Genomic DNA, 13,624 nt, shown 5'->3' with positions numbered 1-13,624 from the left:
GACGGAAATCGCGACACCTTGTCACAATCGTTGTACCCCAAACACTATATGAGTCTTGCGTCACATATGTTGGTTCTGTAAGTTTTACTCAGTTGCTCTCGAAATTCTTTCAAATCCTTATGTTTACAGGGAAGTTCGGGGAGCGATCCCTCCGGATCACGGAGGTTGGGACCAGGACCGAAAGTGATCTTGGGAAACATAAGAGGAGAGGCGCCCATGAATTTTCAACGCAACGTCAGCCCGGAGCGGGTAGCCAACGCTCCATCGAGCGGGGAGAAACGACAACCGGGATGGCGCCGCGTGGCAGCCGCCGTGGGCATAGGCACCCTGGCAATGGTTCCCGCCGCCGCTCACGCAGCGCCCCCGAGCGCAGCCGCAGAGAAACCAACCATCAAAGTTGCGCTCACAGGGGACATCGATTCGCTGAACCCGTTCCTTTCGGTCCTGGCCACCAGCAGCAACATTCTGACTTTTCAGTACGAGCCCTTGGTGCAGTACGGCGCCGAGAGCAACGAAGCCGTCCCCGGGATGGCGGACAGCTGGACCACCTCTCCTGACGGCAAAGCCTGGACCTTCACACTGCCAGAGGACGCAAAGTGGAGCGACGGCGAAGCTATCACCTCTGAAGACGTCAAATGGACCTACGACGCCGTGAAGACCCAGGATCCCCTGAAGCAGGCTAATGGCGCGCTGCTGGACAACGTCGTTTCGGTGGACGCGCCCAATGAAACGACCGTCGTGATCAACCTTGAGCAAGCCCAGGCACCGAACCCGGGCACCGAACTGCCGATTGTACCGGCGCATGTTTGGAAGGAGCTGCCGGACCCGGCAGCCTTCGAAAATTCCGAAAACACCGTTGGATCCGGTCCGTTCATCATCACCAAGTACGACAAGAACAGTGGCATTCAGCTCAAAACCAACGAGAACTACCGCAACGGCGCAGCAAAGGTCGCCGGCGTCACCTATGTTCCTTACAAGAACAGTGACGCTGCCGTCCAGGCCTTGAAGACCGGCGAGGTGGACGTGGTGTCCGGCCTTACTCCAGCGCAGTACCAGGCCCTGCAATCCGTAGAGGGGATCACCACCAATGCGGGTGAGGGTCGCCGCTATTCCGCTGTAGGGATCAACCCCGGTGCCAAGGATGCCGCCGGCAACCCCATGGGTGATGGCCACCCGGCACTCCATGACAAGACCGTCCGGCAAGCTATCGCGCGTGCCATTGATAGCAAGGTCTTGCTCGAAAAAGTCATTCAGGGCCTGGGAACCCTTGGCACGGGCGAGGTCCCGAAGACCTACCCCCTGTACCACTGGGAGGCCAAGCCCGAGGAACTGACCAATTCCTACGACCCGGCGGCTGCCAATAAGATGCTCGACGACGCCGGCTACGCCAAGGGAGCCGACGGCATCCGTGTCGACAAGGAAGGCCGGGCGCTCAACCTTCGCCTGATGGGGCGCAGCACCAATCCATCGCACCAGCAGATGGCCGACTTCATCAAGCCCTGGCTCAAGGAAATCGGAATCAACGCAACCGTTGAGATGAAGTCCTCGGCACAGGTCAACGACGAGTCGACGCTCGGCAACTACGATCTGTACTTCACCGGCTGGGGCTTGGGTCCGGATCCGGATTTCCAGCTCTCCATCAACCAGTGTTCCTCACGTCCCAACTCCGATGGAACCGGCTCCACCAGCGAATCGAACTGGTGCTCTGAGGAGTTCGATTCCCTTTACAAGGCTCAGCACGTTGCACTGGACCAGAAGAAGCGCTCGGAGCTCGTCACCGAAGCGCAGAAGCTGATCTACGAAGCTGCTCCCAACAAAGTGCTGTTCTACGAAAACGCACTTGAGGCCTACCGTTCGGATCGCTTCACAGGTTTCGTCAAGCAGCCGACCAACGGAGGCGTCATCATGGGTCAGAACGGCCCTTGGGGTCTCCACGGGGCTACGCCTGTAGTCGAAGCCTCCCAGGCTTCCCAGACCAGTGACTCCGGTACCACGACGTGGTGGATCGTCGGAGGACTCGTCGTCGCCGTTGCCATCGCTGCGGTGGTCATCCGCCGTAAGAACGCCACCGCGGACGAACGGGAGTAACAATGTCGGATGCGACGACAGCACAGGTCCTGACGGCCGTGGAAATGGATGAGCCACCGCGCGGAACCTCGTGGTTGCGTTATGCAGGAATGAAGGCCGGTGGGGCGTTCGTTTCGTTATTGATGGTCGTGGTCCTGGGCTTCTTCGCATTCCGGATTATGCCCGGCGATCCCGTCCGCTCCATGGCGGACGGGCGCCGGGTCAGCGCCGAGCAGATGGACATCCTGCGCGTTCAGCTTGGACTCGACCAGCCACTGCTGGTGCAGTTCTGGCGCTACCTTACGGACTTGTTTCAAGGCAATCTTGGTTACTCCTACACCTATAACCAAAGTGTTTTGTCCCTCGTGGCTGAACGCGTGGGCCCGACGGTCCTGCTGACGGGCTCTGCAGCTGCTATCTCCGTAGTCCTGGGACTCTGGCTGGGGCAGAAAGCAGCCTGGCGGCTCAACAGCACCTTCGACCGGACCCAAACCGGGCTGGCACTTATTTTCTGGTCTGTCCCAACGTTTTGGCTCGGACTGCTTGCCCTGTTGGTTTTTGCCGGTGGCCTGCACTGGTTTCCGACCGGCGGAATGGTGACGGCGGGGTCGAACCTCACCGGTGTGGACTACGTCCTGGACGTCGCTCACCACCTGGTCCTTCCTGTGGTAACCATGGCAGCCGTTGTTTATGCCCAGTACCTTTTGGTCATGCGGGCTTCCCTCCTTGAGGAAATGACCAGCGACTACCTAGTCACAGCCCGTGCCAAGGGATTGAGGGAAGACTTGGTCCGCCGGCGACATGCTGTTCCCAATGCACTCCTCCCAGCCGTGACGTTGATCTTCCTGACCCTGGGCGGACTCATCGGGGGCGCCGTGACGGTCGAGACAGTCTTCTCGTGGCCCGGGCTGGGGTACCTCACGTTCCAGGCACTGAGCGCGCCCGATTTTCCTTTGCTTCAGGGAACCTTCGTGATTTTCTCATCGATGGTGATCCTGATGAACTTCATTGCCGACTTGCTCTACCGAGTTCTTGACCCAAGGCTGCGTACATCATGAGTGTGACTACACGAACCAGGCCGAAAGCCGGCAAGACAATAAACGTGGCAGCGGCGCGGCGTCGCCAGCGGGCCAATCAGGTGTGGGATCAGTTCCGGGGCAACACCTCGGGCCTGATCGGGCTCATTATCCTCACCGCCGTCATACTTATGGCCGTCACGGCGCCCCTGATCTTTCCTGCAGCGATGCTCGACGTCACCCAGATAGACAATCCCCAAAACCAGCCGCCATCAGCAGCGAACCCGCTGGGTACCGATCCCTCGGGCCGTTCGGTCCTGGCCATGTTGGTGTGGGGGGCCCGGGTCTCCCTGATAGTTGGATTCGCCGCGACCATGGTCTCGATGATCATCGGCACCGTCGTCGGCATGGCGGCCGGTCACTTTACCGGGGCAACTCAGGCAGTGCTGATGCGGGTCATCGACTTCTTCCTGGTGGTCCCGTCCCTGGTGTTGGCGATCGTCCTCTCCTCGGTCATCGGTCCAGGGGTCATCACCATCATCGTGGCCATCGGCGTTACCTCATGGGCATCCACCGCACGCTTGGTCCGCTCCCAGACGCTGACCATTGAATCACGCCCCTATATTGAACGGGCTTGGGCCTTGGGTGCCAACGACGCACAAGTGATCACCAAACACGTGCTGCCGGCTGTCATGCCGTTGGTCCTGGCGAACACCACCCTCACCGTTGGTTCGGCCATCATCTCTGAATCGACCCTGGCATTCCTTGGACTGGGCGATCCCAGCGTGATTTCCTGGGGCACCATGCTCAAGTCGGCGCTGGACACAGGAGCCGCCACAGGCGGTTACTGGTGGTTCGTCCTCCCGCCGGGTATCGCCATCGTCATTGTCGTCTTGTCTTTCACGCTGGTTGGCCGTGCGCTTGAATCAGTCATCAACCCCACGTTGCGAGGTCGGTAATGCCCAGGCTTGAGTTCAGAGATGTTCGTATTTCCTACACAACCCAGGGCTCCTCAGGCCGGGGAACAATCCACGCAGTCGACGGTGTTGACCTCGTCGTCGAACCCGGTTCGACGCTCGGTTTGGCGGGTGAGTCAGGGTGTGGCAAGTCCACACTTGCCATGTCCGTGCTGCGACTGCTTCCTGCCAACGCCAAAGTCACCGGACAGGTTCTGCTCGGTGAGGAAAACGTGTCGGAGCTCAGCTGGGGCCGGCTGAGGGCTGTCCGTTGGTCCGAGGCCGCCATCGTGTTCCAGGGAGCCATGCATTCGTTGAACCCTGTCCAACGTATTCGGGATCAGATCGGCGAAGCCCTGCTGATTCACGCCACCGGTGATTCAGCGAAATACAAGCAAGAACAAGCCCGCCTCAAGCGGGTTCACGATCTGTTGGCCCTGGTGGACATTCCTCGGTCCAAAGCCGAAAGCTACCCCCATGAACTTTCTGGCGGGCAGAAGCAGCGAATCATGATCGCCATGGCACTGGCTTGCGAACCGGACATCATCATTGCCGATGAGCCAACCACAGCGTTGGATGTGATCGTCCAGGCGCAGGTCCTGGATGTTCTCACCGGGCTGGTACGGGACCGGGGGCTGTCGCTGATCATGATCAGCCATGACCTTTCGGTTCTGGCAGCAACGTGCGAAAGAATCGTCGTGATGCAGCAGGGCCGGATCGTTGAGCAGGGTCCTTCCGCTGAGGTGATGGGCAACCCGCAGCACCCGCACACCCAAGCTCTGGCCGCCGCGTTCCCGACGATCGGTGATTACTCATCGCGACTGCGTCTGCCCAAGTACGCAGCCCTGAATGCGCCGTCGTTGGACGCCGCCGAGCGCCGGGACACCCCCCAGCCGAAGCAACCCATCGAACCGCTGCTTGTCGCGGAAAACATCTCAGTAGTATTTGGTGGAGCAAACAAGGGCCACGTTGCCGTCGACGGAGTCAATCTGGTTTGCGGCCGCGGCGAAATTGTGGCTTTGGTTGGTCAATCAGGATCCGGAAAAACCACGCTAGCCCGCACAGTCCTGGGCCTGCAGCAGCCCACAAGCGGTGCGATTCACTTTGAGGGCAAGCCACTCTCAACGCAGCGAAAGAAACTCAAGGAGTATCGTCGCCAAGTTCAATTCGTATTGCAGGATCCCACCTCTGCGCTGAACCCCAAGCACTCAATCTACGAAGCGGTTGCAGAGGGTCCGCGGCTGCACAAGATGCCAGGGGACGAAACCGAGATTGTTGCGCGCGCGCTGAGCGCAGCGGAACTTTCTCCTGCGGAAAAGTACATGACAGCCATTCCCCAGGAACTCTCAGGGGGCCAGCGCCAGCGCGTCGTCATAGCCGGCGCACTTGCCCTAGACCCTAGTTTCATTGTCGCTGACGAACCCGTAGCCAGCCTGGATGCATCCGTCCGTGCGGAGATTCTGGCGTTGTTGCTCAAACTCAAATGTGAGTTGGGGTTGGGTGCCCTGGTCATTACCCACGACTTGGGCCTCGCCTGGAACATTGCTGACCGGGTTGCCGTCATGTACCAGGGAAGAATCGTGGAGGAAGGCACCGTGGAAGAGGTCCTGTTGTCTCCGAAGCACGAATACACCAAGCGCCTGTTGTCCGTTGTTCCCACCAACGTACTCGCGGAGAATCCCGCGGACACCGAAATCGATGCCGACCAACCAATGCTTGTTTATCGTGATGAGGACGAACAAACGAAAACTTCTCCCAAAGGGTTACGGACGTGATGGAATTTCCGGAGTTGGGTCCTCTGAAAGTGGGCGATCGCGTGGGGCTGGTGGCTCCATCGGGGCCGGCAACCGAGGAACAACTATCCAGCGCCGAAGAGTTGTTACGCAGTTGGGGACTCGTACCTGTTCGCGGCAAGAATGTCCTTGGACGCCACCCTCGGGCCCGTTACCTGGCCGGCACCGACGGGCAGCGGGCAGCAGATCTACAGGATGCCTGGCTGGATGATTCCTTGACCGCGGTCTTCTGCATTCGCGGTGGATACGGAAGCGTCCGATTATTGGACCTGCTGGACGTTGAGGCCCTCCGGTCTGCGCGACCGAAGGCGCTTATTGGCTCCTCGGATGTCACCGGTCTCCACGAATTCTGGGAACAGAACCTTGGGCTGGCCACGTGGTTTGCACCCATGGTAGCTACGAACGCCGTATTGGAAGACGCATCTTCCACCTCGACGCTCCACAAGGCTCTTTTCCGAGGAATCGCAGGCATGGAGATCACCCATCCGGAGGCAGAAGCGATGGTGCCGGGTATTGCCCACGGGCCGCTCACCGGTGGAAATCTGAGTTTGTTGGCCATGACGACGGGATCCCGTTCGTCGGACGCTGCCCGGGCCGCCGGGAAAATTGTGCTGCTTGAGGATGTTACGGAAGAGCCATACCGGCTCGATGGCCTCTTGCATAAGCTCATCCGGTCTGGCTACTTCGAGGGCGCACACGGCATCGCTCTGGGAACGTGGGACCAGTGCGGTGAGCCGGGCGAGGTTAAAGAACTTATAGAGGAAGTTTTGGTTCCGTTGAATATTCCCATGGCCTGGGGCCTGCGGTTTGGGCACGGCGGCGACGTCGCAAGCCTGCCGCTAGGCGTTCCCGCGACCCTACACGCTACTGAAAACACGAGGTTGGTCATTGGATAGCATCATTTCCGATTACAGCGACGGTATCCCTACCGTCAGTTCCTGTTTGATTGACCCGCACGGCAGGATCGTCGCTGAACGGGATGCGGAGAAGGTCTTTTACTCTGCCAGCACCATTAAGCTGGGTGTGCTTATCGCTGCCATGCAACTGGTCGACTCCGGCCAGTTGAACCTGGATCAGCCCATGGTGAGCACCCAGACGTTTGTCAGCGGGATCGAGGGGGCGGGTCCGTATACCTTTGACCCTGAGGAAGTAGATCCCGGGATGGCGCCGTTGGGAGAGACCATGCCCTTGCGGGAGGTCCTTAAACGCATGATCGTGGTCTCCTCGAACGAGGCAACGAATATGGTGGCGCAACTGATCGGGATTGAAACCGTCACGGCAGCCTTCGCGTCGTGTGGCACCCGGAACACCTCCATGGGCCGGCTGTTTGGTGATTATGCCGCGTTGAATGAGGGCTTGACCATCACCACAACAGCATTGGACCTGGCACGGACCATGCATGCAGTGACTAGCGGGCGCGCAGCTGGTCCGGAGAGTACCCGACTAATGATTGAGTTCCTGGAGCAGCAGGACGATCGCGTCATCGGCGCTGTCGTTGCTGAGCTGCAACCCGGGGCACGGTGGGGCAGCAAGTCCGGAAGTGTTACGGGCATTTATCACGATGTCGCATTCATCGTTCGGGGCCGCGACGCAGCGGATGCCCACTCACTGGCGATTTGCACGCGTGCATTCCACGAACCTCAAGGCCGGGAGAGTATCCAAGCCGTTGCTTCGGGAATGTTGCAGGTCACTGACGTTTTACGATCAACGGCCCGGAGACCAACGCCCCTGTAGCTTTGTCTCCTCGAAGCTGCAGGACACACCGTGGCATCAAAAAAGGCCGACAGGGTCCTTTATGCGGCGCTCCGCACGGCTTGAAGTCGATTAAGACCGAAGAACTCTTACTTAGCCTGCTTCAGGCCGTAAACCAGTCGCCTGCATCTGGGACTGCCCCTGCTTCTGTTGATTCGGGGTAGTCCCTGATCTGAGGTGTGATGGTCGAAGTTCCCGGTATCCCGATCCGGTGATAGGCCAGCTCTTCGGAGTATCCATCCACAAGGGACCTATGTCCTGCGGATCCCGACAGTTAATGCGCGCACCAGGGTGGTGGTCCCCTCGCCCGCTTTCCAGAGCTCACCGTCGGCGGACCTCCGGCCCAGCGGCAAGGTCTCGGTACTGCTCACTGGCTGGAACGGACGCACCTTCACTGATCTAACGCACTTGGGACTTAGGAGTGAAAGTGATCCTGACGGCGGATGCCGGCGTCGGCGAACAGAGGCCTACACCGTAGGGGAGACGCATCAACAGGCTCACACAGCAACCGGAACGGGTGTGGGCCATTGGCTGTCTTACAGCTCGACTTGGTGTTCGTTTTGGGAAGGGCCGTGTGCGCCGAACCTGTGTTCACTCGCCCCTTTGGAGAGCAATCGTCGTTCTGGCGTTCTGTGGCGTCTAAGGAGTCCTAAGTGTTCGGCTGCTTTGATTGCTTCGCGTCGATTGGTGACGCCCAGCTTCCGGTAGATGCCCTTGATGTGTGTTTTTACAGTGTTCGGGGATATTTGCAGGTCATTGGCCAGTTCCTGCGTGGTAGCGAAGGTGGGGAGGAGCGCGAGCATCTGACGTTCCCTTTGTGTCAGCAGCGTGGTTCCTGCCGATGGGGTGGCTGTAGTGGCCCGCTCCAGAGTCCTGATCAGTTCTTCGTGAGCTAAGAAGTGGTGGCGCTCACGGAAAAGGGCCGACCGCACGAGGGGCCCGGCGAAGTGCAGTCCCCGGGAAATACCGTGCCTCGTTCCTAATTCCAACGCAGCCAAAAGATATTCCCTTGCTTTGAACGGTCGTTCCTCTTCAAGTTCAATATGCGCGGCCAGTGCCAGGCCGGTGATCTGCCCGAGGGCGCTTTGGCTTTGAACAAAGCCTTTGTTGACGGGAGCCAACAGTTTCCTGGCTTGCTCCAAGCGGTTCGTGCGTAGGAGTCTCCACGCAGAGATGATGTGCAGTTCTCCGGTGATGCCTTGATGCCTCCGCAAGTCCAAGTTCAACTGATGCAACGCATCGTACCTCTTTAGGGTCAACAACATCTCTGACACCTGGAGCGCGTTGATAGCAACGTCCCAGGGCGGCACCTCTTGGGACATGTCATGCCGTACCCTGTCGAGTAACTCCAATGCTGTCTCATCGCTGGATTGATCCCCTTGGAGCCAGTCAAGAATCAAAGCCAGCTTGGCCGACGACTGTCCAATGGCGGGGGCCACGGTTGGCCCCAACCCGACGAAGGCGTTGTGGTAGGCGGCTTCGGCATCGGATAGCTGCTGGTACGCGCACCACGCGGCCACGAGCCGGGCTGGTCTGCTTCGGGCGTTGTAACGCAGTCCTGCAGATTCCGCTTGGAGGAGTGCTTGGTCGGCGTTTTCCTTCGCCCCACGAAAGAGCTCTTGGGTGCAGTCGATTGCCGCTGTGAGCGAAAGAGCGTCAATCACGACGACCGGGTTGGGATTTCTGATTTCCAGGGCCTTTGCATACTCGGCTTCTGCTCGTGCTTCCTCGTTACGGTTCAGGACAAGTAGAGCTGAGGCACGGATCCGGGTGACGAAGTGGTCCATGTCGGGATCGGGCGCATCGGGTAGCTGTTGGAGGGTGCGGAGGGCCTCTTCAGTCTTGCCTTCCGCCAGTGAGATTTGGGCGCGCAAAACGTGGTGCAGTGCTTCGAAAACCGGATCAAGTTGTGGGATGTCCGCTGCTGCGGCGCATTTCTGGAGCCACGCTTTGGCTGGTTCCATGATGCCGGTCAAGAAAGCCACCTGTGCTTTGAGCAGAGTCAGTTCCGCCGATGTTGCAGGTCCGATCTCATCGATCAAAGCTGTAAGGGTTGTGAATTCGCCTGCCCAGAGCAGAGGGAGTCCGGAGTTCTTTACCGAGGAACGCAGCAACGCTGGGTCCTGGCTTCGACCTGCGTGGCGAAGGGCGTCCTTATGTCGACCTGTCTGCTGATACCACCGGCTCATCCGTGCACGAACGGGCAAAAGCTCAGGGTCGGCGTTGGTGCTCAAATATTGCTGTAGGAGTCGGTGAAGGCGATAAGTTTTGATACCCGCGACAGTCTCTGAGCCCAACAGGCCGCTCTGGGTGCGGACAGTCTCAATAAGTGTTTCCCCATGTGCCCCGACGAAGGCGTGGGTGAGGTCTTCCGCGGTGAACGTTTCCAACACGGACATGACGGTCATGTACCACCGCACATCCCTCGGATAGGAGGTGAAGAGTGGCTCGATGAGTTTTTCCATCAGCGGATCGTTGCCGGCTGCATCCGGGGTGGTATTGCCGACAGCGGCGTGGCGGAGAGCAAGTATGACAGCGGCCGGCCAACCTTCAGTGCTCTTCAGCAGGGCATCGATGTTCAACGGAGTAGCTTTTGTAGCCAAGGCTACTTCTTTGCGGCGAAAACTGAGGTCAGCACGGGTGATTTCAACAACGTTCTCTGCTGCGTGAAGTTTATATAGCTCGGGCACCGGTGGCAGCGCCCGTCCAACAAGGAGGAACCTCAGATTCTCCGGTGCGTGATGAATCAAATAGTCAAGATTCTGCAGGGTGCTCGGATTGCGTAGTTGGTGACACCCGTCCAGCACCAGTACCACCGTTCCCGGAACATCGGACAGCTGGATCAGCACTGTGTCTAGGAAGGCGTTATCCCTTACATCCGGGCTCGGCAAGGCGGCGCCTCCGAGGGCAAACCCAAAGGAGCTGGTCAGAAGCGACCAAAAGCGGTCGGGCTCGTCATCACCCGGATCCAGGGACAGCCACGCCGTCACCGTGTGGGCGCCGGCGTGCCGGACCCATTGAGCGGCCGTAACGGTTTTGCCGTACCCTTCGGGACCGATGATGGTCCCCACAGCACGGCCAGCTGTCAGCTTCTGAGAAAGGGTTGAAATGATGCGGGGGCGTGGAAGTTCGTCAACGGCCGCATTCGGCGGCCTCACTTTGTCTCTCAAAACCGTCAAATCGTGTATGTGCATTCCATACCCCTCAGATTTCCCACGGCTACTCATCCCGAGGGAAAAGTCCGCTTTCTTTGGTGAGCCCAGTGTGACCTATCCAGGCCCGGGAGGCCAGCAAGTGTGTCGGACTTGGGGCCTCGTCCACATCCGCAAGGTTGCTACGCCTTGGCTACCGGTCCGGGCTCAGGCGCCTCTATGGACCAGTCTCTTGGATTGGTGATCAGCGCTCTGCCTTCGGTGCTGCAGGTCAGGCGGAGCAACCTCCAAAGCCCGCCTGCCTGCAGGAGCAGCGTGGATGACGGAAGAGTTAGCTAGTTTTCGTCTGAATCGAACATCACCTTAAGGGCTTCTTCATCGACGTGGCTGAGGTTGCTTTCCAACAGCTCTCCCTTGGTCCCGGTGAACGCTTCTCTGACTTTGTCTGTGACCGCTTGGGAGGTCATGACAAAGAGGGCTGATGTGCCGGGCTTGATTTTTTCCCGAACCCGGTCGATGAACGTGTCGTCAATTCCGACGTCCCTGAGCGCCCCGCTGAAGGCCCCGGTGGCCGCTCCAACGGCCGCACCGAGGAGAGGGACAAAGAACATCAAACCGAAAAGGAAGCCCCAAAATGAACCACCGAGAGCCCCTGCGCCTACCGTGTTGTTCAACTGGCTCGTCTTTGGCTTTTTCGCCTTTTCCGGCCAGGACACCACCGCTGCGTCGTGCACACGGATCAGTCCCTTTGTTTGCAGGTCCAGCAGGACCCGTTCTGCCTGCTGTGCGGCATCTACTTCATCGAACTTCCATACTGACAGAGTTGCCATGGGCATTCCTTTCTAGACGAATTCCCGCTTTATGAGTACCAGCGCTGACCAGTCAGCTAGCTCTAACGCTGACCTTTCGCCGGGGAACGCGTATCACCCTTCGTGGGTGAGTTCTTCGGGCGTTTGGTTCTGGATGGTTTTTTTGGTCCTGTGTCCGGGGCGTAGAGGATGGTTGTCCATTTGTTTCTGGGGTCATTTCCTGCCAGGACAGCGATGAACAGCAAGGTCATAGGGACAGCGAGAATGGCTCCGATGGGACCGAGGATCCATGTCCAGAGGACCAGGGATAGGAAGGAAGCGGTGTTGTTCAATCCGACAGCGTTGTTTACGACTTGGGGTTGAATGATTGTCTGGATCAGGACATTGATCACGCAGTAGATCACGACGAGGATGATCATTCGTGCGGGGCCTCCTTCCAGGAGCCCGAGGAGTGCCGGGGGCATGAGGCCGATGAGGAAGCCTACGTTGGGTATGAAGTTGGTGATGAATGCCAGGAGACCCCACAACCAAGGCAGTGGGATATCCAGCAGGTAGAGCAATCCGACGTCCAGTAAGGCTACGACGGCGCCGAAACCAGTGCAGACTGCCAAGTATTTGCGGGTACCCCGGGCAAAAGTCCGCATCGGCTCCACGATACGTGCGTGCTGAGGACCCAAACGGCGGAATCCGTTGCTGAACCCTGGCGTGTCCAGGCTCATGAACAGCAGAAGTGAGATCAGGAACACCAGGTTTGAGAGAATCGCCGCGGCTCCTCCCAGGATCTCCAGGACAAAAGCTGTGATGTGACCGAACTGGACCGATCCGCGGAGCGCTTCCACGGCACCTTCGGTGAGGCCGGCGCTCTCCAAAGCCGCAGTCAGTGACGCCACGAGAGAACTGAACTGCTTCTCATAGCCGGGCAGTATTTCTGTCAATTGCGTTGCCATAAGGAAAAAAGCCCATCCCAACCCCAGGAAAACGAGGACCAGGACGAACAAGGTAGCCGTTGTTGCCAGCCAACCCGGCGCTCCGAGGGATAAGAGCCTGCCACGCAGCGGAGCGAGCGCCAAAGAAATCACCAGCGCCAGGAGCATCGGCGCTGCAATGTCGGCGGCAGCTTTCAAGCCGCCCAGTACGATGACGGCACCGGCCAAGGACAAGAGGATCGCGCCGGCCCGAGGGAGCGTCGATGACCTGGAAGGTACGGATTCCACACTTCAGTGTCTCGGGGTGCATCACTGAAAGAGATCACCCTGCCTGGGTGAGGATGCCGACGGAGCTCACGGCTGATGATCAAGTGGTAACACCGAGCAGCGGAGGAGGCGACCTTGGTGAAAGTCGGTCCCGTGGAGGTCATTGTCTGCGTCTTCCCGCAGCATGCAATAAGCCAACGGGTGGTGGAAGCACTCCGCGACGCGGTCCAATACGGCGGTGTTGCGCTTATCGACGTCGTTCTGGTTAGCCGCAAAGATCCGGATTCTGTAATGGTCACGGACCTCGATGATGGGCTGGGACCGGAATGGTCCGAACTGATCATCGACCCCCGCCCCATGATCCTTCTCAGCGAGGCTGACTTGAACCTTGTTGTCCAATTCGTCAGGTCCGAGGAGACCGCGCTGGTCGCCGTCATTGAGCATCGATGGGCGCGGATGCTACTTCAGGAAGTGGAGCACGCTAACGGGTTCACCCCGCTGCATGCCAGAATCCCCCACGACGTAACTGTCAGGGCCTTTCAAGCCGATGAAACAGCTGCCAGCTGACAGATGAACTGCTTTAGTCCCGCCTGTCCCCCCGCCCAGGAGTTGAAAATGACTTTCAATCGTGCAGACCGGCCAGGGCTTCTCGGGTCCTTTGCGCCTGTGACAAACCCCTATGAGAGGATTGGTGCCCCGCTTCGCAAGGGAGCACGCCATGTGACCCAGTCCCACCCCAACGCAGCGGATGAAGGGCCGGTTCCAGGCGACAAGCAGACCAAGCTGCTGAACGCTTTACAGCAATTGGCTACCCTTCACAGCAGCGGCGGGTTGAGCGAGGCCGAGTTCACAGCAGCCAAGGCCCGGTTGCTGAGCTGAGATGGCA

General features: G+C 59.0%; 11 protein-coding genes. 8 read left to right on the top strand and 3 right to left on the bottom strand.

Annotated elements, in window-relative coordinates:
• Positions 1-216 precede the first annotated feature (216 nt).
• Genes QEH68_RS20940 through QEH68_RS20915 form a run of 6 tightly spaced genes read left to right on the top strand, consistent with a single transcriptional unit; the run spans position 217 to position 7,566 of the window.
• Positions 217-2,088, top strand: coding sequence for an ABC transporter substrate-binding protein (locus QEH68_RS20940; RefSeq protein WP_280624901.1), 1,872 nt, complete (start codon positions 217-219; stop codon positions 2,086-2,088).
• Between the two features lie 2 nt (positions 2,089-2,090).
• Positions 2,091-3,125 (top strand): ABC transporter permease, encoded by a 1,035-nt coding sequence (locus QEH68_RS20935; RefSeq protein ID WP_280624899.1) that lies wholly within the window; start codon positions 2,091-2,093, stop codon positions 3,123-3,125.
• Complete coding sequence (locus tag QEH68_RS20930) at positions 3,122-4,042, top strand: ABC transporter permease (protein WP_280624897.1); 921 nt, start codon at positions 3,122-3,124, stop codon at positions 4,040-4,042. The genes QEH68_RS20935 and QEH68_RS20930 overlap by 4 nt, the downstream gene beginning before the upstream one ends.
• The gene (locus QEH68_RS20925) at positions 4,042-5,814 is read left to right on the top strand and encodes an ABC transporter ATP-binding protein (RefSeq protein WP_280624895.1); all 1,773 of its coding nucleotides are present in this window, start codon (positions 4,042-4,044) and stop codon (positions 5,812-5,814) included. Before QEH68_RS20930 ends, QEH68_RS20925 begins: the two co-directional genes overlap by 1 nt.
• Positions 5,814-6,728, top strand: coding sequence for an LD-carboxypeptidase (locus tag QEH68_RS20920; protein WP_280628058.1), 915 nt, complete (start codon positions 5,814-5,816; stop codon positions 6,726-6,728). Before QEH68_RS20925 ends, QEH68_RS20920 begins: the two co-directional genes overlap by 1 nt.
• Entirely contained in the window at positions 6,721-7,566 is an 846-nt protein-coding gene (locus QEH68_RS20915) for a class A beta-lactamase-related serine hydrolase (RefSeq protein WP_280624893.1), read from the top strand. Before QEH68_RS20920 ends, QEH68_RS20915 begins: the two co-directional genes overlap by 8 nt.
• Positions 7,567-8,120: 554 nt before the next feature.
• On the opposite strand, the gene QEH68_RS20910 is transcribed toward QEH68_RS20915, so the two are convergent.
• From QEH68_RS20910 to QEH68_RS20900, 3 genes are all read right to left on the bottom strand, one after another.
• Complete coding sequence (locus QEH68_RS20910; RefSeq protein WP_280624891.1) at positions 8,121-10,742, bottom strand: LuxR C-terminal-related transcriptional regulator; 2,622 nt, start codon at positions 10,740-10,742, stop codon at positions 8,121-8,123.
• Between the two features lie 329 nt (positions 10,743-11,071).
• Positions 11,072-11,566 carry a DUF1269 domain-containing protein gene (locus tag QEH68_RS20905; RefSeq protein WP_280624888.1) on the bottom strand — a complete coding sequence of 165 codons (495 nt, stop codon included), beginning with the start codon at positions 11,564-11,566 and terminating at the stop codon, positions 11,072-11,074.
• A 62-nt stretch (positions 11,567-11,628) separates the two neighbouring features.
• Positions 11,629-12,759 carry an AI-2E family transporter gene (locus QEH68_RS20900; RefSeq protein ID WP_280624886.1) on the bottom strand — a complete coding sequence of 377 codons (1,131 nt, stop codon included), beginning with the start codon at positions 12,757-12,759 and terminating at the stop codon, positions 11,629-11,631.
• Between the two features lie 114 nt (positions 12,760-12,873).
• Here QEH68_RS20900 and QEH68_RS20895 point away from each other — a divergent pair, with 114 nt between their 5' ends.
• Both QEH68_RS20895 and QEH68_RS20890 read left to right on the top strand, forming a co-directional pair.
• On the top strand, positions 12,874-13,305 hold the full coding sequence (locus QEH68_RS20895) for a hypothetical protein (RefSeq protein WP_280624883.1): 432 nt from the start codon (positions 12,874-12,876) through the stop codon (positions 13,303-13,305).
• Between the two features lie 48 nt (positions 13,306-13,353).
• A complete protein-coding gene (locus QEH68_RS20890) occupies positions 13,354-13,617 on the top strand; it encodes an SHOCT domain-containing protein (protein WP_280624879.1) in 264 nt (87 codons plus the stop codon).
• The last annotated feature ends 7 nt before the right edge of the window (positions 13,618-13,624 follow it).

This window comes from Paenarthrobacter sp. OM7, assembly GCF_029873575.1.
Lineage (GTDB): Bacteria > Actinomycetota > Actinomycetes > Actinomycetales > Micrococcaceae > Arthrobacter.
Note: the sequence above shows the minus strand (reverse complement) of the source record. Positions and strands in the feature narration are given on the sequence as shown.

Coding starts and splice junctions, on each gene's coding strand:
- QEH68_RS20905 (WP_280624888.1), bottom strand. CDS start 11,566: ATGGCAACTCTGTCAGTATGGAAGTTCGATGAAGTAGATGCCGCACAG.
- QEH68_RS20940 (WP_280624901.1), top strand. CDS start 217: ATGAATTTTCAACGCAACGTCAGCCCGGAGCGGGTAGCCAACGCTCCA.
- QEH68_RS20925 (WP_280624895.1), top strand. CDS start 4,042: ATGCCCAGGCTTGAGTTCAGAGATGTTCGTATTTCCTACACAACCCAG.
- QEH68_RS20890 (WP_280624879.1), top strand. CDS start 13,354: ATGACTTTCAATCGTGCAGACCGGCCAGGGCTTCTCGGGTCCTTTGCG.
- QEH68_RS20935 (WP_280624899.1), top strand. CDS start 2,091: ATGTCGGATGCGACGACAGCACAGGTCCTGACGGCCGTGGAAATGGAT.
- QEH68_RS20920 (WP_280628058.1), top strand. CDS start 5,814: ATGGAATTTCCGGAGTTGGGTCCTCTGAAAGTGGGCGATCGCGTGGGG.
- QEH68_RS20930 (WP_280624897.1), top strand. CDS start 3,122: ATGAGTGTGACTACACGAACCAGGCCGAAAGCCGGCAAGACAATAAAC.